Below are 23,587 nucleotides of genomic sequence, written 5' to 3' on the forward strand. Positions count from 1 at the left end.
GAGCATCGGCTGGGAGAAGCCGCGCGACGCCCGCCGTTCGGATGATCCGCACAGGCGCAGGCGTTATACAGGGGAGTTGACGAAAGGACCACACCATGGCAGACCGCAGCCTTCGTGGCATCCGACTCGGCGCTCAGAGCCTGCAGAGCGAAGAGGGCGTCGTGTTCATGGAGCGCGCGCAGCACACGTACACCTGCAGCCAGTGCGGGCGTGACACCGTGCTCACCTTCGCGGCCGACGCCGAGGCACCCACGACGTGGGAGTGCCGCACGTGCGGCGGCGAGGCGCTGCTGCAGACCGACACCGGGCAGGCCGAGGTCGACCACTCCGGCGACAAGGCACCCCGCACGCACTGGGACATGCTGCTCGAGCGCCGCTCGATCCCCGAGCTCGAGGAGATCCTCGCCGAGCGGCTCGCATACGTGCGCGCCCGCCGCGGCGAGACGGACTCGTCCGCCAAGAGCGCCTGAGCGGGACCCACACCCGTGAACGCCGGTCCTTCGGGGCCGGCGTTCGGTCGTTCCGTGGTCATTCGCGCCTCGCATCATCGGTAATCTGAAGATCATGGCGAAAAGCGAGAATCGTGCGGTCGGCGTCGACGTCGGGGGCACCGGCATGAAGGCCGGCATCGTTGATCTGGACTCCGGCGAGCTGCTGAGCGATCGCGTCAGGATCGACACCCCGGACGGCGCCCACCCCGCCGATGTGCTCGCCACGGTGCACGCTCTGCTCGACCTCCTCGGCGAAGAGGCCGACGCGCTGCCGCTGGGCATCTGCTTCCCCACCATCGTGAAGGGCGGCCGCACGCTCTCGGCGGCGAACGTGTCGAAGGACTGGATCGGCTTCGAGGCCGAGAAGTTCTTCGAGGACGGCCTCGGCCGCGACATCCACTTCGTCAACGACGCCGATGCGGCCGGCCTCGCGGAGCTCCGCTACGGCGGCGCGAAGGGGCAGCCGGGTCTGACGATCCTCACCACTCTCGGGACGGGCATCGGATCGGCCTTCCTCTTCGAGGGCAAGCTCGTGCCGAACACCGAGCTGGGTCACCTCATCTGGAAGGGCGAGTCGATCGAGCGCTACGCCGCCGCCACCGCGCGCGAGCGCGACGGCCTGTCGTGGGAGAAGTGGGCGGGGCGCCTGCAGAAGTTCTACGACCACGTGGAGTTCCTCTTCTCCCCCGACCTGATCCTGGTCGGCGGCGGGGTGTCGAAGAACCCCGAGAAGTTCATGCCCCTCATCACCACGCGCGCGGAGTTCAAGACGGCGACGCACCGCAACAACGCGGGCATCATCGGCGCCGCCAGCCTCGCGAAGTCGGACGACGAGTACCTCAGGGAGCTCAGCAGCCCCTCCGCGTAGACTGGGCGGGCGAATGGGTCGGCCGGACGGCCGCGTCGCGCGCAAGCGCGCCGAGGAACGTCCGGGCTCCACAGGGCAGGGCGGTGGGTAACACCCACCCGGAGCGATCCGCGAGAAAGTGCAACAGAGAGCAGACCGCCGGCCTCGGCCGGTAAGGGTGAAACGGTGGTGTAAGAGACCACCAGGGGCCGTGGTGACACGGCTCGCTGGGTAAACCTCGCCCGGAGCAAGACCAACAGGGGATGTTGACGCGGCCCGCCGAGTCCCCGGGTAGGTTGCTGGAGCGGCACGGCAACGTGTCGCCGAGAGAGATGGCCGTCGAAGGAGCTCAGGCTCCGGAACAGAACCCGGCGTACAGGCCGGCCCATTCGCACTCTCAGACCTTGGCGGCGCTGCGTCCGACGCGGATGTCGAGCGGGAACGCGATCGGGAACGACCCGAACAGCAGGCGCCCCGCCGCGTCGGCCGCCTCGCGCACCGCCCGCGCCGCGTCCTCCGCCCGCTCGGCCGGCGCATGCACGATGACCTCGTCGTGCAGGAAGAACGCCAGGTGCGGGCGGCGGGCGAACACGGGGCCCGATCGGCGCGCCGCGCGATCCTCGGCGACCGGCGGGATCGCGGCCAGCCGGGCGCGCAGATCCGCCAGCCACGCCAGTGCCCACTCCGCCGCGGTGCCCTGCACGACGAAGTTGCGCGTGAACCGGCCGTGGTCGCCCGCGAGACGCCGGGCGCGCTGCTCCTCGGCGGCGCCCGCGGACGAGCCGCGCTGCGCGGCGTGCCACGCGTCGCCCGGCGGCGGCGAGACCCGACCCAGCCAGGTCGCGACCTGCCCGCCCCGCTCCCCCTCGCGCGCGGCCGCATCCACGAGCGCCATCGCTCGCGGGAACGCCTGCCGCAGGCGGGGCACGAGGCGCCCGGCGTCGCCCGTCGTCGATCCGTACAGCGCACCGAGCATCGCGATCTTCGCCTCCGCCCGCGTGGCCACCGCCCCACTCGCCACGATGCCCTCGTACAGATCGGTGCCCGCCGCCTGCGCCATCCGCTCGTCGCGCGACATGGCGGCCAGCACGCGCGGCTCCAGCTGCGCCACGTCGGCGTCGACGAGCACACAGCCCTCGTCGGCGCGCACGGCCTCGCGCAGCCCGCGCGGCAGCTGCAGCGCGCCGCCGCCGGACGACGCCCACCGGCCCGTGACGACCCCACCGGGCACGTACACCGGCCGGAACCGCCCGTCGCGCACCCACTCGGCCAACCACGCCCAGCCGTTGGCCGTGTACAGCCGCATCAGGCGCTTGTACTCCAGCAGGGGCTCCACGACGGGGTGGTCGTGCTCGGCGAGCTCCCACTTGCTCGTGGACTCCACCCGCACCCCCGCCCGGTGCAGGGCGCGCAGCAGCTTGGGCTGCGAGTCGAGCGAGGCCGCCGGGTCGCCCAGCGCCTCGCGCACGCGCGCCGCGGCCTCCGCGATCCGCGAGGGCGTCCCTCCCGCCACCCGCTCCCCCAGCTGCGCCCGCAGCAGCTCGTCGTGCCGCGCCTCGTCCCAGGGCAGACCGGCCGCGCGCAACTCGGCCGCGACGAGCGACCCGGCCGACTCGGCCGCCAGCAGCAGCCGCAGGCGCCCCGGGTCCGCGGCGCGGGCCACCGCGGCCTCCTGCCGCTCGTGCTCGGCGGTCGTCTGCGCGAGGTCCGTGGCCCGCGGCGCCGCGTCGTCCAGCGCGAAGAGGGCGTCCGCCGCCTCGGCATCCGGCGCGGCGTCCCACGCGGGTGCGGCCGCCGGCGCGCTGGGGACCGCGAGGGCGAGGATCGCGCGACACAGCCGCAGGTCGTGGCAGCGCGCCACGCGCACGCCGGCGGCGAGCAGCGCCGGGTACCACTCGGCCGTGCTCGACCAGATCCAGCGGATGCCCCGTCCCGTGCGCCGTGCCTCGGCCTCGCGCGCGGCGACCCACGCGGGCAGCTCGGCGTCGCTCAACGGGCGGCGGCCCGCCTCCTGGGCGCCGTCGAGCGCGACCGCGACGGCGGCGCCGCCCGGCGTGCGGCCGAGCACGATCCGGTCCGCCGACGACCACGGCGAGACCGGTGCGTCGGCTGGGTCAGAAGAGCCGCTCACCGTCGACCGCGGCCGCCTCGGCCACCGCCGTGTGGCCGTCGAGGTCGCGCCGGAACGACAGGCGCTTGTCCATCGACTCGTTCGCCGCGGCATCGGCCAGCTTGTTGTCGTTGCGCGGCACCCACTCGAACGTGACGGAGCGCGATCCGATGAGCTCGCGCGCGCGGCGCGCGAGCACCTGCATGTCGGGGTGCTTGATCTTCCAGCGGCCCGTCATCTGCTCGACGACGAGCTTGGAGTCCATGCGCACGTGGATCGCGTCCGGATCGCGCTCGACGGCGGCGGCGATGCCGGCGATCATGCCGTTGTACTCGGCGACGTTGTTCGTGGCGACCCCGACGAAGACGCCGAGCTCGCTCAGCACCTCCCCCGACGCCGGATCGATCACGACGGCGCCGCCCGCGGCAACGCCCGGGTTGCCGCGCGAGCCGCCGTCGGCCTCGACGATGAGCGTGCGCGTCATTCGAACCGCACCTTCCCGTCGGTGCCCTCGGCCGGGGCGTTCAGCCCGCTCTCGTTGGTGCGCACGAGGATCGTGCCGCACTCGGGGCAGTACGCCACCTCGTCGAGCGGCGTGGAGCGGACGGCCGAGATGTCGCTGGGCGAGAGCGTCATGCGGCACCCGCCGCAGGTCGTGCGCGTGAACAGCGCGGCGCCCGTGCCGCGCGCGGCCAGGCGCTCGTACGCCGCGAGCAGGTCGGCGGGCAGCCGCCCCGCCAGCGCCTCGCGGTCGCGGCGCAGCTCGGTGAGCTCGCGCGTCGCGTCGGTGACCGCCTGCTTGGCCTCCTCGCTGAGGCGCCGGCCCTCGGCGGTCGTGGCGTCGAGCAGCGCCTGCTGCTCGGCCAGCGCGGCCTCGGCCTCGTCGCGGCGCTCCATGAGCTCCAGCTCGCTGGTCTCGAGCGCGTCGATGCGGGCGCCGAGGGCGGCGATCTCCTCCTGCAGCGCGAGCGCGTCGCGCGCGATCGCCGTCTGACCGAGGCGCTGCTCGTCGCGCTCGCGGCGCTTGCGCGCCACGTCGATGTCGCCCTCGATGCGCTTCAGCTCGGCCGCGACGTCGTCGCGGGCGTTCGTGCGCGTCACCAGCTCGCGGCCGAGCGCGTTGCGGTGCTCGATCAGCTCCTTCACGCGCGCCGCCTGCGGCGGGTTCGTCCGGGCGGCCTCGGCCGCCGTCATCCGCCGATCGATGTCGGCGAGGTCCAGAAGCAGGAGCTGATCCGCGGGAGAGGCCTTCACCCCTCCAGCCTACGGCGCGGTCCCGACGCCCGCGCGTGGGGCGGCGCGACCCGCCCGGATAGACTCGAGGCAGGGGCCTTTAGCTCAGCTGGTAGAGCACCTGGTTTACACCCAGGTTGTCGTCGGTTCGATCCCGGCAGGGCCCACCGCGGCGGCGGAGGCCCGCTCCCCGCCACTCGCACGTGCCCGGCGTCCACTCCGAGCGCCCCTCGGATGGCGTTAGGCTGGCGAGGATACGCGTGCGGCGCCGTCCCCATCGGGACCCCGCGCGCGCCGGCAACACGCGCGGCACGAACTGCCGCAAGACGAAAGGTCATCCGGTGGCTGTTCACGATCAGGATCCGTACTCGCAGGGGCCGCAGGACAGCGATCCCGAGGAGACCAGCGAATGGCAGCAGTCGCTGGACGAGCTCCTCGCGGCCAAGGGCCCGCAGCGCGCGCGCGAGGTGATGCTGAGCCTGCTGAAGCGCTCGAAGGAGCGCCGCCTGGGCGTGCCGATGGTCCCGACGACGGACTACGTCAACACGATCTCCGCCGAGGACGAGCCCGACTTCCCCGGCGACGAGGAGCTGGAGCGCCGCTACCGCCACTGGATCCGCTGGAACGCGGCCATCACGGTGCACCGCGCGCAGCGCCCCGGCATCGGCGTGGGCGGCCACATCTCGACGTACGCGTCGGCGGCGTCGCTCTACGAGGTCGGCCACAACCACTTCTTCCGCGGGCAGGACGCCGGCAACGGCGGCGACCAGATCTTCTACCAGGGCCACGCCTCCCCCGGCATGTACGCGCGCGCCTTCCTCGAGGGCCGCCTCACCGAACAGCAGCTCGACGGCTTCCGCCAGGAGAAGTCGGCCGCGCCCGTCGGCATCCCCTCCTACCCGCACCCGCGCATGATGCCGGACTTCTGGCAGTACCCGACGGTGTCGATGGGCCTCGGCCCGATCAACGCGATCTACCAGGCGATGACGAACAAGTACCTCGCCAACCGCGGCATCAAGGACGTCGCGGACTCGCACGTGTGGGCCTTCCTCGGCGACGGCGAGATGGACGAGGTCGAGTCGCGCGGCCAGCTGCAGGTGGCGGCGAACGAGGGCCTCGACAACCTCACGTTCGTGATCAACTGCAACCTGCAGCGCCTCGACGGCCCCGTGCGCGGCAACGGCAAGATCATCCAGGAGCTCGAGAGCTTCTTCCGCGGCGCCGGCTGGAACGTCATCAAGCTCATCTGGGGCCGCGGCTGGGACGACCTGCTCGCCCGCGACGTCGAGGGCGCGCTGCTCAACCTCATGAACACGACGCCCGACGGCGACTTCCAGACCTACAAGGCCGAGTCGGGCGCGTACATCCGCGAGAACTTCTTCGGCCGCGACCCGCGCGCCCTCGAGCTCGTGAAGGACTACACCGACGAGCAGATCTGGAACCTGCAGCGCGGCGGCCACGACTACCGCAAGGTGTACGCGGCGTACAAGGCGGCCATGGAGCACAAGGGCCAGCCCACCGTCATCCTCGCCCACACCGTCAAGGGCTACGGCCTCGGGCCGCACTTCGAGGGCCGCAACGCGACCCACCAGATGAAGAAGATGACGCTCGACGACCTCAAGCTGTTCCGCGACACGATGGACATCCCCGTCACCGACGCGCAGCTCGAGGAGAACCCCTACCACCCGCCCTACTACCACCCGGGCCTGGAGGACGAGACGATCCAGTACATGCTGGAGCGCCGCAAGGACCTCGGCGGCTTCCTGCCCGAGCGCCGCACGACGCACGTCGGCCTCGAGCTGCCGCAGGACAAGGACTACGCGCTGCCGAAGAAGGGCTCGGGCACGCAGCAGGTCGCCACGACCATGGCGTTCGTGCGCATGCTCAAGGACCTCATGAAGGTCAAGGGCTTCGGCAACCGGATCGTGCCGATCATCCCCGACGAGGCGCGCACGTTCGGCATGGACTCGTACTTCCCGACCGCGAAGATCTACAACCCGCACGGCCAGAACTACACCTCGGTCGACCGCGAGCTGCTCCTGGCCTACAAGGAGAGCCCGCAGGGCCAGATCATGCACGTCGGCATCAACGAGGCCGGCGCCACGGCGGCGTTCACCGCCGCGGGCACCTCGTACTCGACGCACGGCGAGCCGCTGCTGCCGGTCTACATCTTCTACTCGATGTTCGGCTTCCAGCGCACGGGCGACGCGTTCTGGGCCGCCGGCGACCAGCTGACGCGCGGCTTCATCATCGGCGCGACCGCGGGCCGCACCACGCTCGCGGGCGAGGGCACGCAGCACATGGACGGGCACTCGCACCTGCTCGCCTCGACCAACCCCGCGGTGCTCAGCTACGACCCGGCGTACGGGTACGAGATCTCGCACATCGTGCAGTCCGGCATCGAGCGGATGTACGGCGGCCAGCACCCCGACCCGGATGTCATGTACTACCTCACGGTGTACAACGAGCCGATGGTGCAGCCGGCCGAGCCCGAGGGTGTCGACGTCGAGGGCATCGTCAAGGGCATCCACCGCGTGGCCGAGGGTTCCGGCGACGGGCACCGCGTGCAGCTGCTCGCCTCGGGCGTGGGCGTGCCGTGGGCCCTCGAGGCCCAGGAGCTGCTGAAGAGCGACTGGGGTGTCGTGGCCGACGTGTGGTCGGTGACGAGCTGGACCGAGCTGCGCCGCGACGGCCTGGCCGCCGACGAGCACAACTTCCTGCACCCGGACGAGGACCCGCGCACGGCGTACCTCACCGAGAAGCTGCAGCACGCCGAGGGCCAGCCGTTCGTCGCGACGAGCGACTTCATGCACGCCGTCCAGGACCAGATCCGCCCCTGGGTGCCCGGTCCCTACGGCACCCTGGGCGCCGACGGCTTCGGCTTCAGCGACACGCGCCCCGCCGCCCGCCGCTTCTTCAAGATCGACGGGCCGTCGATGGTCGTCAAGGCGCTGCAGATGCTCGCCGAGCAGGGCAAGGTCGACCGCTCCGTGGTCGGCCAGGCGATCGAGAAGTACCGCCTGCACGAGGTCGGCGCCGGCACGTCCGGCAACGCGGGCGGGGATGCCTGAGGCCCGCACGGGCGAGGGGGCGGTCGATCCCGACAAGGCCGCCACCCTCGCCTGGCTCCGGCGCATCTCCGGCGACCTCGCCACCGCCACCACGCGGCGGCTCGAGGAGTCGCTGCCGTGGTTCACGGAGATGCCGCCAGGGCGCCGCTCGGCGGTGGGCCTCGTCGCCCAGGCCGGCATCTCGTCGTTCGTGCAGTGGTTCGACGACCCCACCACGACGCCGTCGATCGCCGCGGACATCTTCGCCGCCGCGCCGCGCGAGCTGCTGCGCAGCGTGAGCCTGCAGCAGACGCTGCAGCTGGTGCGGATCACCGTCGAGGTGGTCGAGGAGCGCGTGGCGAGCAAGAGCGAGCAGCTGCGCGAGGCGATCCTGCTCTACTCGCGCGAGGTGGCATTCACGGCCGCCGATGTCTACGCCCGCGCGGCGGAATCGCGCGGGCTGTGGGATGCCCGCCTCGAGGCGCTCGTCGTCGACTCGATCCTCACCGGTGAGGCCGACGAGGAGCTGCCGAGCCGGATCGCGGCGCTCGGCTGGCACGGCCACGGCGAGTCGTGCGTGCTCGTGGGCACCACTCCCCGCGGTTTCGACGTGGATCAGGTGCGCCGCACGGCCCGCAAGCTCGGCGTCGACGTGCTCATCGGCGTGCAGGGCTCCCGACTCGTGCTCGTGCTCGGCCGCGCGCAGGCGCCGCGGGCGGCGGAGCAGCCCGAGCTGCCGTTCGACGAGATCGCCCGCGGCCTCGAGCCGCACTTCGGCGAGGGCCACCTCGTGCTGGGCCCCACGGTCGCCGCCCTCGTCGACGCGAGCCGCAGCGCCCGCGCGGCCCTCGCGGGCTTCGCGGTCGCGCGCGCCTGGCGCGGCGCCCCGCGCCCCGTCGAGGCCGACGACCTCCTGCCGGAGCGCGCCCTCGCTGGCGACCCCGTGGCCAAGCGCACGCTCGTGGAGCGGATCTACCAGCCCCTCGCCGATCACTCCACCGATCTCGTGACCACGCTGTGGGCCTACCTCGACAACGGCCGCTCGCTCGAGGCGACGGCCCGCGAGCTGTTCGTCCACCCCAACACCGTGCGGTACCGCCTCAAGAAGGTGGGCGACGTCATCGGATGGGACGCCACGGGCCCGCGCGAGGCCCTGATCCTGCAGACGGCCCTCATCCTCGGCTCGATGGGCACCGAGGCCACGCGGCGCCGCCCGGCCGTGAGGCGCCCGCGCTGAGCCGGCCCGCCCGCGCGAGGATGTGCGGCATGCACAACGCTTTTCGCGATTCTTGTGAGAGCGCCTCCACCGGAGCGTCTCGGATGATTGGCAGACTTGCAGAGTGATCGTCGTCGTATGCCCCGGACAGGGCTCGCAGACTCCCGGCTTCCTCTCCCCCTGGCTCGAGCTGGAGGGCGCGCGTGAGCGCCTCCAGGCCTACGCGGACGCCGCGCAGGTCGATCTGCTCCCGGCCGGCACCGAATGGGACGCCGATCGCATCCGCGACACGAGCGTGGCGCAGCCGCTGATCGTCGCCGCGAGCCTGCTGTCGTGGACCGCGCTGACCGCCGAGGGCGCGCGCCCCGCCGGCGTGGCCGGCCACTCGGTCGGCGAGCTCGCCGCGCTGGCGGCCGCCGGCGTGATCTCCGACGAGGCCGCGATGCGCGTCGTCGGCGCCCGCGGCCGGGCCATGGCCGAGGCCGCCGCGCTCGCCGAGACGGGCATGAGCGCCGTCGTGGGCGGCGTCGAGGAGCAGGTGCTGCAGGCCATCGCCGAGCGCGGCCTCGAGGCCGCCAACTACAACGGCGGCGGCCAGATCGTGGCCGCGGGCGCGAGGGACGCTCTCGCCGCGCTGGCCGAGAGCGCCCCGCGCGGCGCGCGCGTCATCCCCCTGCAGGTGGCCGGCGCCTTCCACACGCGCTACATGGCGCCCGCGAAGGACGCCCTCCAGGACGCGGTCGACACGATCGACCCGGCCGATCCGCAGCTGCTGCTGTGGAGCAACAGCGACGGTGAGCCGGTGGACGCGGGCTCGCGAGCGCTCGAGCTCGTCGTCCACCAGGTCTCCAGCCCCGTGCGCTGGGACCTGTGCATGGCGTCGTTCGCCGACCGCGGCGTGACCGGCATCATCGAGCTCGCGCCGGCCGGCGCCCTCGTGGGCCTCGCCAAGCGCGGTCTCAAGGGCGTGCCGTCCGTGGCCGTGAAGACTCCCGAAGACCTCGAGGCCGCGCGCGAGCTCCTCGCGGCCGCCTGAACGGAAAGACCCGAATGCCCACTCTGAAGGAATCCGCCGGCGCCGCCCACTCGCGCATCTACGCGATGGGCGCCGCGCGCGGCGAGAACGCCGTCCCGAACGCGGACATCATCGAGCCGATCAACTCGAGCGACGAGTGGATCCGCCAGCGCACCGGCGTCGTCACGCGCGCGCGGGCGAACCGCGAGACCGGCGCCCTCGAGCTCGCCGCCGCCGCGGCCCAGGAGGCCGTCGAGAAGTCCGGCGTCGACCCGGCCGAGATCGACCTCGTGATCGTCGCGACGATCAGCAACGTGCAGCAGACGCCGTCGATCGCGGCGGTCGTCGCCGACCGCATCGGCGCCACGCCCGCCGCCGCCTACGACATGAACGCGGCATGCGCCGGCTACTGCTACGCCATCGCGCAGGCCGACGCGCTCATCCGCGCCGGGGGGGCCCGCTATGCCGTGGTCATCGGCGCCGAGAAGCTCAGCGACGTCATCGACCCCACCGATCGGTCCATCTCGTTCCTGCTGGGCGACGGCGCGGGCGCGGCGCTGCTCGGCCCGAGCGACACCCCCGGCGTGTCGGCGACGAGCTGGGGCTCGGACGGCTCCAAGGCCGACCTGGTGGGCATGAACGCCACCCTCACGCAGTTCCGCGACGGCGAGGCCGCCTGGCCCACGCTGCGCCAGGAGGGCCCGAGCGTGTTCCGCTGGGCCGTGTGGGAGATGGCCAAGGTCGCCAAGGAGACGCTCGAGAACGCGGGCGTGAAGCCCGAGGAGCTCGCGGCCTTCATCCCCCACCAGGCCAACATGCGCATCGTCGACGAGTTCGCCAAGCAGCTCGGCCTGCCCGACACCGTGGCGATCGCGAACGACATCACGACCACCGGCAACACGTCGGCCGCGTCGATCCCGCTCGCCGCGCACCGCCTGCTGCAGGAGCGGCCGGAGCTGAGCGGCGGCCTGGCGCTGCAGATCGGCTTCGGGGCGGGACTCGTGTTCGCGGCACAGGTGGTCGTGCTCCCCTGAACCCGCCGCGCACGCTCATAGACTGAGCGTCGGTTCTTCAGATCCCCATTCCCCAACCACAACCCGCCTGAGGAGACACCATGGCACTCACCAACGACGAGGTCCTCGCCGGCCTGGCCGAGCTGATCACCGACGAGACCGGCATCGACGCCTCGGAGGTGTCGCTCGAGAAGTCGTTCACCGACGACCTCGACATCGACTCCATCTCCATGATGACCATCGTGGTGAACGCCGAGGAGAAGTTCGGCGTCACGATCCCCGATGACGAGGTCAAGAACCTCAAGACGGTGCAGGACGCCGTCTCGTTCATCACCAACAACCAGTGACTCCGCCGGCGCCACGCCCGCTCGGGCGTGGCGCCGCGACAGTCCCGGATCGAGGAACCACACCATGACCAAGCGCATCGTCGTGACCGGAATCGGCGCCACGTCGGCCATCGGCGGCACGGCTCCCGAGAACTGGCAGAACCTGCTCGCCGGCGCCTCCGGCGCCCGCCCGCTGGAGCACGACTGGGTCGAGGAGTACCAGCTCCCCGTCACCTTCGCCGCTGAGGCCATCGTGCGGCCCGAGGAGGTGCTCGCGCGCCCCGTCGCGAAGCGACTCGACCCCGCGTCGCAGTTCGCAATGGTGGCGGCCATGGAGGCCTGGGAGGACGCGGGCGCGCCCGAGGTCGCGCCCGAGCGCCTCGGCGTCGACTTCGCCACCGGCATCGGCGGCGTCTGGACGCTGCTGGACGCCTGGGACACCCTGCGCGAGAAGGGCCCGCGCCGCGTCATGCCGATGACGGTGCCCATGCTCATGCCGAACGCGGCGGCCGGCAATCTGTCGCTGCACTTCAACGCCCGCGCCTTCGCCCGCACGGTGGCGTCGGCATGCGCCTCGAGCGTCGAGTCGATCGCGAGCGCTTACGAGCACATGCAGCTCGGCCTGGCCGACATCGTCATCGCGGGCGGCACCGAGTCGGCCATCCACCCGATCACCGTCGCCTCGTTCGCGTCGATGCAGGCGCTCTCGCGCCGCAACGACTCGCCGGAGACCGCGTCGCGCCCCTTCACCTCGGACCGCGACGGCTTCGTCATGGGCGAGGGCGCCGCCGTGCTCATCCTCGAGACCGAGGAGCACGCCCTGGCCCGCGGCGCGAAGATCTACGCGCGCCTGGCCGGCGCCGGCACCACCGCCGACTCGTACCACATCACGGCCAACGACCCCTCGGGTCAGGGCGCCGCGCGCGCCGTCAAGCTCGCGCTCGAACAGGCCGGCGCGACCCCGGACGACGTCACGCACATCAATGCGCACGCCACGTCCACGCCGGTGGGCGATGTCGCCGAGTACGCCGCCCTGAAGTCGGTGTTCGGCGACCGCGTGAACGAGATCCCGATCTCGGCCACGAAGGCCTCCACGGGCCACCTGCTGGGCGGCACGGGCGCGATCGAGTCGGTGTTCTCGGTGCTGGCGGTCAAGGAGCGCATCGCTCCCCCGACCATCAACCTCGTGAACCAGGACCCGGAGATCCCCGTGCGCGCCTCGTCGCAGCCGCAGCCGCTGAGCGAGGGCCCGCAGCTGGCGATCAGCAACTCGTTCGGCTTCGGCGGCCACAACGCCGTCGCCGCCTTCGCGTCTTATGACTGAATCTGCGCGCGCTTCGCGCTGCGGGGCGGCCGCACTCGCGGCCGCACGCTCGCGCTCCGCGCTCGCACTGTGATCGGTTCGAGTTGACCGGTTGCTGAACGTCAGCGGCGAAGCCGCGGAGATGAAGCGACCACAGCAAGCGAACGTACTGCGGCCGCCCGGGATCCTTCACCGGGCGGCCGCAAGTCTGTGTGCGCGGGGCGTCAGCCGACCTTGTGCAGCCACACCACCGGCGCCTCGTCGCTGGCGTGGCGGAACGGCTCGAGCTCCTCGTCCCACGCCGCGCCGAGCGCGATCGACAGCTCGCGCTGCAGCTCGAACGCGTCGCCCGCGGCGACCTCCATCGCGTAGCGGATGCGGTCCTCGGGGATGACGACGTTCCCGGCCGTGTCCATCTGCGCGTAGTGGATGCCGAGGTCGGGCGTGTGCATCCAGCGGCCGCCGTCGCTTCGCGGCGTCGGGTCCTCCGAGACCTCGAACCGCAGGTGCTCCCAGCCGCGGATGGCGGTCGCGAGGGCGGCGCCGGTGCCCGCCGGCCCCTCCCAGTAGAACTCGGCGCGGCGGGCGCCGGGCATCATCGGCTGGTCCGCCCAGTCGAAGGCGACGGCGCGGCCGAGGGACCGCCCGACCGCCCATTCCAGGTGCGGACACAGCGCTTTCGGCGCCGAGTGGATGTAGACCACCCCGCGCGCCTGTGGTGTCGCCATGATCTCTCCGTTCGTCAGGTACGTCTTCCCCTACGACCTGACCGGCGATCCGGCTGACAGAACTGTTCGGTTGCGCCTCGATTATCGCCCACGCCCGCGGTAATCACAAGCGTGTCATTCCGTGCGGTTGCGCGGCTGCCCGGGCGGCGCCCCGTCGCTGCCGTTGTCAAGGCGCTTTCGGGTCTGCGGCGGTGCGGGTGGAATGCCCGCATGAGCACCGATACGCGAGATTTCCGCCCGCACACCGCCATCGTGACCGCCTCCGATTCCGGCATGGGCCGCGCCACCGCCGTCGCGCTGGCCCGAGCCGGCCTCGACGTGGGTGTGACGTGGCACAGCGACGAGGAGGGCGCCCGCGAGACCGCCCGCCTCGTCGAAGCCGAGGGGCGACGCGCCGTCGTCGCGCACCTCGACGTCACCGACATCCCGGCCTGCGGCGACGTGATCGACGCGCTGGCCGAAGACCTCGGGGGCGTCGACGTCTTCGTCAACAGCGCGGGCACGGGCGACAGCGTGCCGTTCCTCGACCTGGACCTCGACAGCTGGCGGCGCGTGGTGGTCACCGATCTCGAGGGGGCGTTCGTCGTGATGCAGCGCGCCGCGCGACGGATGGTGTCCGCCGGCCGCGGCGGCCGGATCGTGGGCGTCACGAGCGTGCACGAGCACCAGCCCAAGATCGGATCGACCGCGTACGACGCGGCCAAGCACGGGCTCGGCGGGCTGCTGAAGACCATGGCGATCGAGCTGGCCGAGCACGGCATCACCGTCAACGCCGTGGCACCCGGCCTCGTCGCCACGCCGATGACGGGCATCGACCCCGCCGAGGCGTCCGAGACGCGGCGCCCCGGCATCCCGATCCCGCGCCCGGGCGTGCCCGAGGAGATCGCGGCCGTGATCGCCTTCCTCTGCTCCCCCTCCGCGTCCTACGTCACCGGGGCGAGCTGGCCGGTCGACGGCGGCATGCTGCAGATGGGTCCGATGGCCGGGGCGAGCCTCGAGAGCGACGACTGGCGCGGCGTCTGAGCGCGCCGCTACCGGGCGCTACGCGAGGATGTGCCCGGCGTCCTGAAGGGCGTCGCGCGCGCGGTCGGCCGCGTCGCTCGGCACCATGAGGACATCCCCGTCGTACGTCGAGACGACGAACACCGGGCAGCCCGCGGCCGACAGCGGCGACACCAGCGAGGTGACCACGCCCGTCATCCCGAACGGGATCGGCCCGGCCGCGTACAGGGCGATCCACGGGCCGTCGATCTCGGCCCCCTCAGGCGCAGATCCGGCGAGACAGACGATCGACAGCTCCTGCGGCGTGCGGGTGACGGAGACGAACGCCCCCGTCGCCAGCACCTCGTCCAGCGCGCGCGAGGAATCCCCCCGCGCGGGAAGACGGGCGACGACATACTCGCCGGGCAGCTCTCGCAGGGTGATCGAGGGAGGCGTCATGGGCGACTCGCTTCGGGAACGGCGCGGAAGACTCCCCCGCGGAGCCGCGACAGTCGCGCGTCACCCACATTACGCGCACCCGCGCGGGGCGATTCCGCGCGGAACCCGGTGGGGCGGGCGGGACTCGAACCCGCGGATCGTCGAGTTATGAGCTCGCTGCCTTGACCATCTTGGCTACCGCCCCGTGCGCATCGAGCCTACCGCGGCGCGGGATCCGAGCCGCCGTCCGGCCGCCCGCGGCGGTCGAGCAGGTCATCCGGGTCGCGCAGCGCGCGCAGCTCGTCCAGCGGGGTCGACTCCGCGGCGCGCTCCCCGCGATCCCGGTCCTCACCGGAACGCGCCGGACCGCCGCCCCGGCGGATGTCGAGCTGCTGGCTCTCGCTGATGACCTGCGGGTGGTGCCGCGCAAGCAGGAACACCCCGACCGAGGCGACCGCGCCGGCGATCACGAAGATGACGAGCGCCCAGACGGGCGCATTGGTCGCCTCCCCCAGCACGAGCGCGCCGATGAGCACGGCGACGATCGGATCGATGACCGTGAGGCCGGCGATCACGAGGTCGGGCGGTCCCGACGAGTAGGCGGTCTGCACGAAGTACGCGCCGACCGCGCCCGCCGCCAGCAGCGCGACGAGGCAGACGATCGTGATCCACTCGAAGTCGCCCGCCTGGATGCGCATGATGACGACCTTCGCGAGCGTCGCGACGAAGCCGTACAGCACGCCGGCCGCCGTGATGTAGAAGAGCGCGTTCAGACGCCGGCGCAGGATCGCCCAGGCGCCACCGAGCAGGATCACCGTGACGAGCAGGATCGCGAGCACGATGAGCAGCTGGTACTCCGTGAGCGGGTGCTCGGTCGCGAACAGCGCGGCGACGATCACGAAGACGAGGATGCCGCCGATGCACAGCCCGATGGCCGTCAGCGACCGTCTCGTGGGCAGGTGGCCGGTGGCCTGCGCGTTCAGCAGCGTCGTGATGACGAGCGAGACGGCGCCGAGCGGCTGCACGACGATCAGCGGCGCGATCGCGAGCGCGCTGAGCTGGCAGAGGATCGCCACCCCCAGCAGCACCGTGCCGATGAGCCACGACGGGCGCCGCAGCAGGCTCAGCAGGTGCGCACCGCCGAGCCCGGTCTCCCCCGTCGCGCCCGAGAGCGTCTCGACCTTGCGCACGCCGCGGCTCTGGAACTGCGCGCCGAGCGACATGAACACCGCTCCGGCGAGAGCGAGGGGGATGCCCAGGAGCAGGCCGGGGTTCTGGAAGGCCCCGACGAGCTGCTCGCCGACGTCGTCCACACCCGAGGCCATCCCCCACATCACGCCTCCGAGCCTAGGCCACGGCGCCCGTCTCACCGGTGAGACGGCCGCTCCGGAAGCCGCGGACCGCCGAATTAGGCTGGGGGGATGGCCATCCTTCCCATCCGCATCTGGGGCGATCCCGTGCTGCACGCCCCCGCCGCCCCCGTCGACGAGGTCACGGACGAGATCCGCACCCTCGTCGCCGACATGTACGAGACGATGGATGCCGCCCCCGGCGTCGGCCTCGCGGCCCCGCAGGTCGGCGTGCCGCTGCGGCTGTTCGTCTACTCGCATGAGGACGACCAGGGACGGCCGTGGCGCGGCGTCGCGATCAACCCCGAGCTGTGGATGGTGCCGACCGAGCCTGGGCAGCCGGACGAGGACACCGAGTCGGAGGGCTGCCTGTCGTTCCCCGGCGAGCGGTTCCCGCTGCGCCGCTCGGATCGCGTCGTCGTCACGGCCAGCGACCTCGACGGCCGGCCGGTGCGGCTGGAGGTCGACGGCTGGCGCGCGCGCATCCTGCAGCACGAGTTCGATCATCTCGACGGGATCATCTACATCGATCGCGTCTCGGACGGCGACTGGAAGACGGCGCAGAAGATCTCGAAGAAGCGCGGCTGGGGCCGCCCGGGGGTCAGCTGGACACCGGGGGTCGACGACCTGGAGGGCTGAGGCGGGCAGTCCTCCCCGTGGCACGCACGGCGCTCCAGCCCTAGCGTGGGGGCCACAAGCATCCCTCGAACGGAGAACCCCATGTCCCGCGCGTCCCTCACCCGCTTCGCCCTCGCCGCCGGCACCGCGGCGCTCGTCGCCTCGTCGCTGGGCGGATGCGCCGGTCTCTCGCTTCCGGTCGGCGGCGCGACGCGCGACGACGAGACGCAGGAGGTCACCGAGGGCGGCACCGAGTCGGTGTTCGAGATCTCGGTCGGCGACTGCCTTCTCGAGCCCGACGGCCAGGAGGTGTTCGATGTCGAGGCCGTGCCGTGCGCGGAGCCGCACGAGTACGAGGTCTACCACGAGTTCGAAGTCGACCTCGGCGACGAGTGGCCCGGCACGGAGGCCATCGGCACCGCGGCCGACGAGGGCTGCCACCCCGAGTTCGAGGCCTTCACCGGCATCGCCTTCGAGGAGTCGGCGACGCTCTGGTACACCGCGTTCACGCCGCTCGAGGCCTCGTGGGCCCAGGGCGACCGCGGGGTGCAGTGCATCGTCTACGAGGCCTCGGACGACGCCGGCATGACCATCGTCCCCGTCGAGGGCTCGCTCGAGGGCGCCGCCCGCTGATTCGCACGGCGGCGGGCGAGCGCCGCGCTCAGCGCGCGTCGCGCCGGAACGCCTCGGGCGCGACCCGCGCGTGCAGCTCGCCCAGCACGTCCGCCTGCGCGCGGGCGCGCTCGGCGAGGTCGCGGAACGTCTCGGCGGGCAATCCCAGATCCGGCGCGAGCGCCGCGAGCGTCTCCCAGCCGCCGAGCTTGCCGATCACGGCGCTGCGCATGAGCTCGAGCTCGAGCACCGGGGTCATGGGCGAGCCGGAGGGGCGGCCGTTCGTCTTCAGCCGACCGATCCGCTCGGCGAGCCAGGCCACCGCCTGTCGGTAGGGCCGCCGCTGCAGCTCCAGCGAGGGGATCAGATCGCGCAGGAAGGCCCGCTCGGCGGCGATCTCCTCGGCGATCCGCGCCAGGTCCGGGCCCAGCTCGGTGCCCGCGAAGGCCTTCGCCATGCGGCGGACGCGCGCGACACCGGCGGTCGCTCCCGTGAGGTGGTCGGACAGATACAGGCCGAGGATCTCCCGATCGATCCCGGCGGGCACGCGGTGCCCGTCGCCGACGGTCGTCGCCGCGTCGGAGCGATCCGCCGGCACGTCGCCGGGCGGCAGCTGGTCGTGCGGCCAGCGGCGCCGGGCGCGCATCGGGGCGCTCGGCGTGCCGCGCCCGGTAGCGATCGCCTCGAGCACCTCCCGCAGCGTCTCCTCGGCGCCGTGACGCGGCGACCAGCCCAGCTCCTCGCGGGCACGCGTGGTGTCCATCACGGGCACGCGCATCGCATCGCCATGTCGAGCCACCCGGGATCGGCGGCCACGGCGTGCGCGCGCCAGGCCGCGTGCAGCAGCGGCCGCACCACCGCCGGCGGGATCGGCACGTGCCGACCGCGGCCCACGATCCGTGCGATCGCGCCGGCGTCGAGCACCGGATCGGTCGCGACGTTGAACGCCCCCACGACGCCGCTCACGATGATCCGACGGTAGGCGTCGGCCACGTCCTCGCCGTGCACGACCTGCATGCGCAGGCCCGCCGGCAGCGGCACGACGGGCAGCGTACCCGGACGCAGCAGCCGCGGCGGCAGGAGCGCCCCGATGAACAGGCGCGTGATCTGCGCGCCCGCGTCGGCGTCGAACACGAGAGCGGGACGCACGCGCGCCACGGCGAGCCCTCGGGCCTCGGCCTCGTCGAGCACGCGCTCCTGGTCGGCCTTGTCGGCGGAGTAGTGCGAGCTGCGGATGCCGGCGGCCGCCCACGACTCGTCCCGCGGTTCATCGTCGCGCACCCCCGAGTACGCGCCCACGGACGATGCGCAGACCAGCCGCGGCACACCGGCGCGCAGCATCGCCTCGACGACGCGGCGCGTGCCGTCGACGTTGGTGCGGCGCAGCAGGTCGCGGTTGCGGTTGGGCTGGATGAGCCAGGCCAGGTGCACGACCACGTCGGCGCCCGCGAGCACCTCGGCCAGGCGCGTGACCGCCCGCTCCTCCCCCGCGGCGTCGGCCGCGGGCACGGCGATGTCGACGCGCTCCCAGCGCGCGGCGCGATACGGCACGCTCGCGGTGTCGGGCACGCGGCGCGCGATCCCGACGATCTCGTCGACGCGCTCCTCGGCTTGCAGTGCATGAAGGAGCGCGGTGCCGACGTTGCCGCTCGCTCCGACGATGGCGACCTTCATCCCCTGCCTCCTTCGCGTGGCCTGTCACGATACTCGGCGATCCCGAGGACCACGGCGACGGGCTTGCCAGCCGCGGGCGGCACGACTAGGACGTCAGCGCGGCACGGGCACGAGATCGACGCTCACCAGCGATCCGCGGTCGACGACGGCCGTCATCATCGTGCACACCGGCTGCCGCCGCCGATCCGTCGGCGATCCGGGGTTGAGCAGGCGCATCCCGCGCGGCGTGACGCTGTCCCACGGGATGTGGCTGTGCCCGAACACGAGCACGTCGGGCGGATCGTCGGCGAAGGTCGCGTCCGCCCGCCGCTCCCGCCCGCTCGCGGCACCGGTCTCGTGCACCACGGCGATCCGCAGCCCCTCGATCTCGGCGCGCGCGACCTCCGGCAGCCGCGCACGCAGCTCGGCTCCGTCGTTGTTGCCGTGCACGGCGATCAGCCGCGCCGCCCGCGCCTCGATCGCGTCGAGCGTGGCCACGTCCACCCAGTCCCCCGCGTGGATGACGACATCCGCCGCGTCGATCGCCCGCCACACCGCATCGGGCAGCACCCGCGCGCGCAACGGCACGTGGGTGTCGGAGATCAGCAGCAGCCGCGTCGCCATGCCCCCATCCTCCCGCGCGGCGGGACCGACGTCAGCCGGATCCCGGCGGTGTCTCGCCCAGGGATCTGGTGAGGGGGGATCTCCCAGCGGCCGCGGCAGGCGGAAGCCGAGCTCGCGTGCGACCGTTCTGCTTCGCGGCCGGGCCCCTTGCGGCGGGGCCCGGTCGCGGAGCACAAAAAAGACCCGCCCTCACGACGGAGGACGGGTTGGTGCCTCCATGCTAGCACCGCCTACCTTCCGCGGTCACCACCCCGACGGGTTGGAGACGCCAGCCACGGGGTTCGGCAACTGAGATGCCGTCAGGTCGTGCTTGCTGATCCGCGCCCACCAGTGACCACCGACCCCGTCGGATGCGTCGCCCGCGAGAGCACCCGCAAGGTGATTGCGACTCGGATTCAACAGGCCGACAGGGACGTGCTCACGCGCGATGCGAAGCGGAAGCGCCAGGTCCGAGTCGTTGGAGATGACGACGGCCCCCTGCACGACGCCGGTCAGTACGTCATTCAGGAGGTGAGCCGCCACATTCAGATCCGATCCCTTCTCCTCCCGCTTGCGTACCGTCGCCAGCAGCGTGCCGTCCGTCCGCCGTCGCCGCACCCGCAGACCGCTGCTCCACGACTCGTGCGCACCCGGGTCGCGGTGCACGGTCGGGTTCCGCGCGCCTGCTGCTTCGACCGTCATCACCGACTCCTTCGCCCACGAGTTGAAGTAGCCGAGCTCGATGACATTCACCGATCCACTGCGTTCCAGAGCGTTCAGGTAGTGCTGCTGCCTCTGTGTCTGAGGTGGGTCGTCGGGATCGTTCACCTTCGCCGTGCAGTAGACCACTCGCGACACCATCGCGTTCGGCCAGCGGACGTGCCGCGAGGCGAGCGCCCGCAGGTCGATCCACTTCCATCCCGTCTACACAGGAGCGAACTGGCCGCTCGCCCCGTAATAGAGATTGAAGCCGTCGATGTACACCCCTACGTTCACGCGGCAAGCGTAGTCACCGGCGCCGACACCGCCGAAGGACTCTGGCACCGGTCGGGCTGGATCGGACAACACTGACACGCCCGACGCCATCCACTCTTTTTGGCCGATAACCCCCACCTGCGGCGCCGATCGCGGGCAACGGGAAAGGGCCCGTCCGATGGACGGGCCCTTGTTGGCTCCCCGGCTTGGACTCGAACCAAGAACCTGCCGGTTAACAGCCGGCTGCTCTGCCAATTGAGCTACCGAGGAATGCTGTCCGTTCTCGCGGCAACCAGAACAGCTTAGCAAATATCAGAGGCTGTTCATGACACCGGCAGCCCCCGGGTGTGGCGCGCGTCGGGCGTGTGGATCATGCCGCCCGCCTCGCTGCGCGCCACGACGTGGCCGGCCTGCAGGTGCATGCGCTCGGCGCCCAGCTCGCGCACGAAGTCGGCGTCGTTCGTCACGATCAGCGCCGCCATGCCCCACTGCCGCCGGCGCCGCACGATCGCCTCGAACGCGACGTGCCGCACCTCGGGGTCGAGGTTCGCGAGGGGCTCGTCCGCGACGAGCAGCTTGGGGTCGAGCACGAGAGCGCGGGCCAGCGCCACGCGCTGCCGCATACCGGCGCTGAGCTCGTACGGGAACTTGTCGGCCGTGCCGATGGGCAGGTGCAGCTCGTCGAGCAGCGAGGCGATGCGCACGCCGAGCGCGCGAGGGCTCACCCGCCGGTCGCGCGAGACGATGGGCTCGGACAGCACGTCGGCCACCGACAGGCGCGTCGGCAGCTCGGCGCCGGCGCCCTGGGGCAGATACCCGGTGCGGAAGGTGAGCACCCGCAGCGCGCGGCCCGGCCGGCGCACCGACACGCCGCACACCTGCGCGTCGCCGCCCGCGACACTCAGCGAGTCCTCGCGCTGCCCGGCCAGCGTGGTGGCCAGGCTCGACTTGCCCGATCCGGTGGCGCCCGAGACGCACAGGGTGCCCGACCACGGCAGCGTGAACGAGACGCCGTCGACCGCACGGATCGTCGCGCCCCGTCCCGAGCGGGCGACGCTCAGGTCCTCGCAGCGGATCGCCAGCTCGGGATCGTCGACGATGCGCATGCCCCCATTGTGCCGGATCGGCGGCGCTCAGTCGTCGGGGTGAAGGCGCCGGCGCTCCGCGTCGAGGTCGCGCAGCTGCACCCGCAGCGCACGCCCTTCCTCCGAGTCGGCCGGCACGCGCTGGATGGCCCCCAGCAGCTCGTTCTTGCGCTGGGCGAGCGCGCCGAGCACGATCTGGCGCGCGAGATCGTCGATCGAGGCCACGGCGTGGTCCTCGTTGCGCGCCGGGAAGTCGCGCGCGAGCAGCTCACCGGCGAGCGTGCGGTAGGCCGCCGGGGTGTTCTCCACGACGGCGAGGGCCCAGCCCGGCTTGGACCGGTCGGTCGCCTCGAGCGTCGCGCGCACGGCCTCGAGCGCCGGATGGTGGAACGGCACGGCGAGGGCGCGCAGGAACAGCACGGGATCGACGCGGTGGCCGTACTGCAGGAAGCCGGTGAGCGCGTCGCGCTCCCTGGCGACGTCGACCGTGCGCGGCAGCGCGGCGAGCGTGGCGGCCGGCGACGCGACCGGCGCGGCCGCGAGGTCGCCCTGGCGGGCGGTGCCGGGCTGCGCCGGGGCGCCCGGGCGCACCTCGCCGCGGCGGGCCTCGGCGGTCGCGGCCGCCGCGGGGCGCAGCAGCCCCTGGTGCACGTCGGTCGGGTCCATCCCGAGCCGGCGCGCCAGCACCCGCTCGTAGCCGGGGCGCAGCAGGCGGTCGCGGATCTCGGCGACGATCGGCGCGGCCGAGCGCAGCGCGCCGACGCGGCCCTCGACGGAGGAGAGATCGAAGCCGGCGATCCGCCGGTCGATCATGAACTCGAACATCGGCACCTTGTGGTCCATGAGCGACCGCACCGCGGCGTCGCCGCGCTGCAGCCGCAGGTCGCAGGGGTCGAGCCCCTCGGGTGCGACGGCGACATAGGACTGCGCGTTGAAGCGCTTCTCTTCGGCGAACGCGCGCACGGCGGCCTTCTGGCCGGCCTCGTCGGGGTCGAAGGTGAACACGACCTCACCGGAGGCGTCGTCGTCGCCCATCACGCGGCGCAGCACCGTGACGTGCTCCGAGCCGAAAGCGGTGCCGCACGTCGCGATCGCCGTCGTCACCCCGGCGAGGTGGCAGGCCATGACGTCGGTGTAGCCCTCGACGACGACCACGCGCTTCGGGTCGCCGCGCGAGATGTCGCGCTTCGCCAGGTCGAGCCCGTACAGCACCTGGTTCTTCTTGTAGATCGGCGTCTCGGGCGTGTTGAGGTACTTCGGGCCCTTGTCGTCGTCGAAGAGCCGGCGCGCGCCGAACCCGATCGTCTGGCCCGTGACGTCGCGGATCGGCCACACGACGCGGCCCCTGAACCGGTCGTACACGCCGCCGCGCTGGTTGGTCGACACGAGGCCGGCCGTCGTCAGCTCCTCGCGCGTGAAGCCCTGCGCCGTGAGCGCCTTGAGCATGCCGTCCCAGCCCTGGGGCGCGTACCCCACGCCGAAGTGCGCGGCCGCGGCGGGGTCGAAGCCGCGCTCCCCCAGGAACCGCCGCGCGATCTCGGCCTCGGGCGTGACGAGCTGCGCGCGGAAGAACTCCGCCGCCGCGGCGTTGGCCGCGAGCAGCCGGGCGCGCCCGCTCGTCTCGGGTGCCGGGCCGCCGTCCTCGTAGTGCAGCGTGATCCCGACGCGCGCCGCCAGACGCTCCACCGCCTCGGTGAAGGACAGGTGGTCCATGGCGCGCAGGAAGCTGTAGACGTCGCCCGACTCGCCGCATCCGAAGCAGTGGTAGTACCCGTGCTGCGGCCGCACGTGGAAGCTCGGCGACTTCTCGTCGTGGAACGGGCACAGCCCCTTGAGCGACCCGACCCCCGCCGACTTCAGCGCCACCCGCTCGCCGATGACGTCTGCGATGTTCGTGCGCGCCTTGACCTCGTCGACGTCGGCCTGACGGATGCGCGGCAT

23 protein-coding genes, 3 tRNA genes and 1 other RNA gene are annotated in these 23,587 nt (G+C 72.5%); 13 read left to right on the forward strand and 14 right to left on the reverse strand.

Annotated elements, in window-relative coordinates:
- The first annotated feature begins 95 nt into the window (after positions 1–95).
- The 3 genes from ACYVJ0_RS01640 (at position 96) to rnpB (ending at position 1,730) form a co-directional block, all read left to right on the forward strand.
- Positions 96–470, forward strand: coding sequence for an RNA polymerase-binding protein RbpA (locus ACYVJ0_RS01640; RefSeq protein ID WP_460815558.1), 375 nt, complete (start codon positions 96–98; stop codon positions 468–470).
- 94 nt (positions 471–564) lie between these two features.
- Complete coding sequence (ppgK, locus tag ACYVJ0_RS01645) at positions 565–1,359, forward strand: polyphosphate--glucose phosphotransferase (RefSeq protein WP_460815560.1); 795 nt, start codon at positions 565–567, stop codon at positions 1,357–1,359.
- Positions 1,360–1,373: 14 nt separating this feature from the next.
- An RNA gene (gene rnpB, locus ACYVJ0_RS01650) (RNase P RNA component class A) lies at positions 1,374–1,730 on the forward strand.
- 5 nt (positions 1,731–1,735) lie between these two features.
- On the opposite strand, the gene ACYVJ0_RS01655 is transcribed toward rnpB, so the two are convergent.
- The 3 genes from ACYVJ0_RS01655 to ACYVJ0_RS01665 are packed head-to-tail and all read right to left on the reverse strand — an operon-like array spanning position 1,736 to position 4,702.
- Positions 1,736–3,469, reverse strand: a complete 1,734-nt coding sequence (locus ACYVJ0_RS01655; protein ID WP_460815561.1) for a bifunctional 3'-5' exonuclease/DNA polymerase — start codon at positions 3,467–3,469, stop codon at positions 1,736–1,738.
- The gene (locus tag ACYVJ0_RS01660) at positions 3,453–3,932 is read right to left on the reverse strand and encodes a reverse transcriptase-like protein (protein ID WP_460815563.1); all 480 of its coding nucleotides are present in this window, start codon (positions 3,930–3,932) and stop codon (positions 3,453–3,455) included. Before ACYVJ0_RS01660 ends, ACYVJ0_RS01655 begins: the two co-directional genes overlap by 17 nt.
- The gene (locus tag ACYVJ0_RS01665) at positions 3,929–4,702 is read right to left on the reverse strand and encodes a zinc ribbon domain-containing protein (RefSeq protein WP_460815564.1); all 774 of its coding nucleotides are present in this window, start codon (positions 4,700–4,702) and stop codon (positions 3,929–3,931) included. The genes ACYVJ0_RS01660 and ACYVJ0_RS01665 overlap by 4 nt, the downstream gene beginning before the upstream one ends.
- A gap of 73 nt (positions 4,703–4,775) precedes the next feature.
- On the opposite strand from ACYVJ0_RS01665, the gene ACYVJ0_RS01670 reads away from it, so the two are divergent.
- The 7 genes from ACYVJ0_RS01670 (at position 4,776) to ACYVJ0_RS01700 (ending at position 12,625) form a co-directional block, all read left to right on the forward strand.
- Positions 4,776–4,848 (forward strand) — tRNA-Val (locus tag ACYVJ0_RS01670).
- 174 nt (positions 4,849–5,022) lie between these two features.
- Positions 5,023–7,752: a pyruvate dehydrogenase (acetyl-transferring), homodimeric type gene (gene aceE, locus ACYVJ0_RS01675; RefSeq protein ID WP_460815566.1), complete on the forward strand. Its 2,730-nt coding sequence runs from the start codon at positions 5,023–5,025 to the stop codon at positions 7,750–7,752.
- Positions 7,745–8,968 carry a PucR family transcriptional regulator gene (locus tag ACYVJ0_RS01680; RefSeq protein WP_449854972.1) on the forward strand — a complete coding sequence of 408 codons (1,224 nt, stop codon included), beginning with the start codon at positions 7,745–7,747 and terminating at the stop codon, positions 8,966–8,968. Before aceE ends, ACYVJ0_RS01680 begins: the two co-directional genes overlap by 8 nt.
- A gap of 103 nt (positions 8,969–9,071) precedes the next feature.
- Positions 9,072–9,983, forward strand: a complete 912-nt coding sequence (locus ACYVJ0_RS01685; RefSeq protein ID WP_460815568.1) for an ACP S-malonyltransferase — start codon at positions 9,072–9,074, stop codon at positions 9,981–9,983.
- A 14-nt stretch (positions 9,984–9,997) separates the two neighbouring features.
- On the forward strand, positions 9,998–10,996 hold the full coding sequence (locus ACYVJ0_RS01690) for a beta-ketoacyl-ACP synthase III (RefSeq protein WP_460815569.1): 999 nt from the start codon (positions 9,998–10,000) through the stop codon (positions 10,994–10,996).
- Between the two features lie 80 nt (positions 10,997–11,076).
- Entirely contained in the window at positions 11,077–11,322 is a 246-nt protein-coding gene (locus tag ACYVJ0_RS01695) for an acyl carrier protein (RefSeq protein ID WP_449854975.1), read from the forward strand.
- Positions 11,323–11,386: 64 nt separating this feature from the next.
- Positions 11,387–12,625, forward strand: a complete 1,239-nt coding sequence (locus ACYVJ0_RS01700) for a beta-ketoacyl-[acyl-carrier-protein] synthase family protein (protein ID WP_449854206.1) — start codon at positions 11,387–11,389, stop codon at positions 12,623–12,625.
- 203 nt (positions 12,626–12,828) lie between these two features.
- Here the strand turns inward: ACYVJ0_RS01700 and ACYVJ0_RS01705 are convergent, their stop codons facing one another.
- Positions 12,829–13,332, reverse strand: a complete 504-nt coding sequence (locus ACYVJ0_RS01705) for a DUF3145 domain-containing protein (RefSeq protein WP_449854207.1) — start codon at positions 13,330–13,332, stop codon at positions 12,829–12,831.
- A gap of 210 nt (positions 13,333–13,542) precedes the next feature.
- Between ACYVJ0_RS01705 and ACYVJ0_RS01710 the strand changes: the two genes are divergently transcribed.
- Positions 13,543–14,355: an SDR family oxidoreductase gene (locus ACYVJ0_RS01710; RefSeq protein WP_460815571.1), complete on the forward strand. Its 813-nt coding sequence runs from the start codon at positions 13,543–13,545 to the stop codon at positions 14,353–14,355.
- 18 nt (positions 14,356–14,373) lie between these two features.
- Here ACYVJ0_RS01710 and ACYVJ0_RS01715 read toward each other — a convergent pair whose 3' ends face one another.
- From ACYVJ0_RS01715 to ACYVJ0_RS01725, 3 genes are all read right to left on the reverse strand, one after another.
- Positions 14,374–14,772, reverse strand: coding sequence for an ACT domain-containing protein (locus tag ACYVJ0_RS01715; protein WP_460815573.1), 399 nt, complete (start codon positions 14,770–14,772; stop codon positions 14,374–14,376).
- A 109-nt stretch (positions 14,773–14,881) separates the two neighbouring features.
- Positions 14,882–14,956, reverse strand: a tRNA-Ile gene (locus ACYVJ0_RS01720).
- A 13-nt stretch (positions 14,957–14,969) separates the two neighbouring features.
- Entirely contained in the window at positions 14,970–16,085 is a 1,116-nt protein-coding gene (locus tag ACYVJ0_RS01725) for a DMT family transporter (RefSeq protein ID WP_460815630.1), read from the reverse strand.
- Positions 16,086–16,172: 87 nt separating this feature from the next.
- On the opposite strand from ACYVJ0_RS01725, the gene def reads away from it, so the two are divergent.
- Together def and ACYVJ0_RS01735 are read left to right on the forward strand one after the other, a co-directional pair.
- Positions 16,173–16,739 (forward strand): peptide deformylase, encoded by a 567-nt coding sequence (gene def, locus ACYVJ0_RS01730; protein ID WP_460815574.1) that lies wholly within the window; start codon positions 16,173–16,175, stop codon positions 16,737–16,739.
- A gap of 81 nt (positions 16,740–16,820) precedes the next feature.
- Positions 16,821–17,351 (forward strand): septum formation family protein, encoded by a 531-nt coding sequence (locus ACYVJ0_RS01735; RefSeq protein WP_460815575.1) that lies wholly within the window; start codon positions 16,821–16,823, stop codon positions 17,349–17,351.
- 28 nt (positions 17,352–17,379) lie between these two features.
- On the opposite strand, the gene ACYVJ0_RS01740 is transcribed toward ACYVJ0_RS01735, so the two are convergent.
- From ACYVJ0_RS01740 to dnaG, 7 genes are all read right to left on the reverse strand, one after another.
- Positions 17,380–18,093, reverse strand: a complete 714-nt coding sequence (locus tag ACYVJ0_RS01740; RefSeq protein ID WP_460815577.1) for a hypothetical protein — start codon at positions 18,091–18,093, stop codon at positions 17,380–17,382.
- Positions 18,093–19,004, reverse strand: coding sequence for an NAD-dependent epimerase/dehydratase family protein (locus ACYVJ0_RS01745; RefSeq protein WP_460815579.1), 912 nt, complete (start codon positions 19,002–19,004; stop codon positions 18,093–18,095). The genes ACYVJ0_RS01740 and ACYVJ0_RS01745 overlap by 1 nt, the downstream gene beginning before the upstream one ends.
- A gap of 93 nt (positions 19,005–19,097) precedes the next feature.
- Positions 19,098–19,607, reverse strand: coding sequence for a metallophosphoesterase family protein (locus ACYVJ0_RS01750; RefSeq protein ID WP_460815581.1), 510 nt, complete (start codon positions 19,605–19,607; stop codon positions 19,098–19,100).
- A 243-nt stretch (positions 19,608–19,850) separates the two neighbouring features.
- Positions 19,851–20,435: a PIN domain-containing protein gene (locus ACYVJ0_RS01755; protein WP_460815582.1), complete on the reverse strand. Its 585-nt coding sequence runs from the start codon at positions 20,433–20,435 to the stop codon at positions 19,851–19,853.
- 320 nt (positions 20,436–20,755) lie between these two features.
- Positions 20,756–20,831, reverse strand: a tRNA-Asn gene (locus ACYVJ0_RS01760).
- Between the two features lie 53 nt (positions 20,832–20,884).
- Complete coding sequence (locus tag ACYVJ0_RS01765) at positions 20,885–21,667, reverse strand: ATP-binding cassette domain-containing protein (RefSeq protein WP_460815584.1); 783 nt, start codon at positions 21,665–21,667, stop codon at positions 20,885–20,887.
- A 27-nt stretch (positions 21,668–21,694) separates the two neighbouring features.
- Positions 21,695–23,587 (reverse strand): DNA primase, encoded by a 1,893-nt coding sequence (gene dnaG / locus ACYVJ0_RS01770; RefSeq protein WP_460815585.1) that lies wholly within the window; start codon positions 23,585–23,587, stop codon positions 21,695–21,697.

The organism is Microbacterium petrolearium, assembly GCF_054782875.1.

Coding starts and splice junctions, on each gene's coding strand:
- ACYVJ0_RS01640 (WP_460815558.1), top strand. CDS start 96: ATGGCAGACCGCAGCCTTCGTGGCATCCGACTCGGCGCTCAGAGCCTG.
- ppgK (WP_460815560.1), top strand. CDS start 565: ATGGCGAAAAGCGAGAATCGTGCGGTCGGCGTCGACGTCGGGGGCACC.
- ACYVJ0_RS01660 (WP_460815563.1), bottom strand. CDS start 3,932: ATGACGCGCACGCTCATCGTCGAGGCCGACGGCGGCTCGCGCGGCAAC.
- ACYVJ0_RS01680 (WP_449854972.1), top strand. CDS start 7,745: ATGCCTGAGGCCCGCACGGGCGAGGGGGCGGTCGATCCCGACAAGGCC.
- ACYVJ0_RS01690 (WP_460815569.1), top strand. CDS start 9,998: ATGCCCACTCTGAAGGAATCCGCCGGCGCCGCCCACTCGCGCATCTAC.
- ACYVJ0_RS01695 (WP_449854975.1), top strand. CDS start 11,077: ATGGCACTCACCAACGACGAGGTCCTCGCCGGCCTGGCCGAGCTGATC.
- ACYVJ0_RS01700 (WP_449854206.1), top strand. CDS start 11,387: ATGACCAAGCGCATCGTCGTGACCGGAATCGGCGCCACGTCGGCCATC.
- ACYVJ0_RS01705 (WP_449854207.1), bottom strand. CDS start 13,332: ATGGCGACACCACAGGCGCGCGGGGTGGTCTACATCCACTCGGCGCCG.
- ACYVJ0_RS01710 (WP_460815571.1), top strand. CDS start 13,543: ATGAGCACCGATACGCGAGATTTCCGCCCGCACACCGCCATCGTGACC.
- ACYVJ0_RS01715 (WP_460815573.1), bottom strand. CDS start 14,772: ATGACGCCTCCCTCGATCACCCTGCGAGAGCTGCCCGGCGAGTATGTC.
- ACYVJ0_RS01725 (WP_460815630.1), bottom strand. CDS start 16,085: ATGTGGGGGATGGCCTCGGGTGTGGACGACGTCGGCGAGCAGCTCGTC.
- def (WP_460815574.1), top strand. CDS start 16,173: ATGGCCATCCTTCCCATCCGCATCTGGGGCGATCCCGTGCTGCACGCC.
- ACYVJ0_RS01735 (WP_460815575.1), top strand. CDS start 16,821: ATGTCCCGCGCGTCCCTCACCCGCTTCGCCCTCGCCGCCGGCACCGCG.
- ACYVJ0_RS01740 (WP_460815577.1), bottom strand. CDS start 18,093: ATGGACACCACGCGTGCCCGCGAGGAGCTGGGCTGGTCGCCGCGTCAC.
- ACYVJ0_RS01745 (WP_460815579.1), bottom strand. CDS start 19,004: ATGAAGGTCGCCATCGTCGGAGCGAGCGGCAACGTCGGCACCGCGCTC.
- ACYVJ0_RS01750 (WP_460815581.1), bottom strand. CDS start 19,607: ATGGCGACGCGGCTGCTGCTGATCTCCGACACCCACGTGCCGTTGCGC.
- ACYVJ0_RS01765 (WP_460815584.1), bottom strand. CDS start 21,667: ATGCGCATCGTCGACGATCCCGAGCTGGCGATCCGCTGCGAGGACCTG.
- dnaG (WP_460815585.1), bottom strand. CDS start 23,587: ATGCCGCGCATCCGTCAGGCCGACGTCGACGAGGTCAAGGCGCGCACG.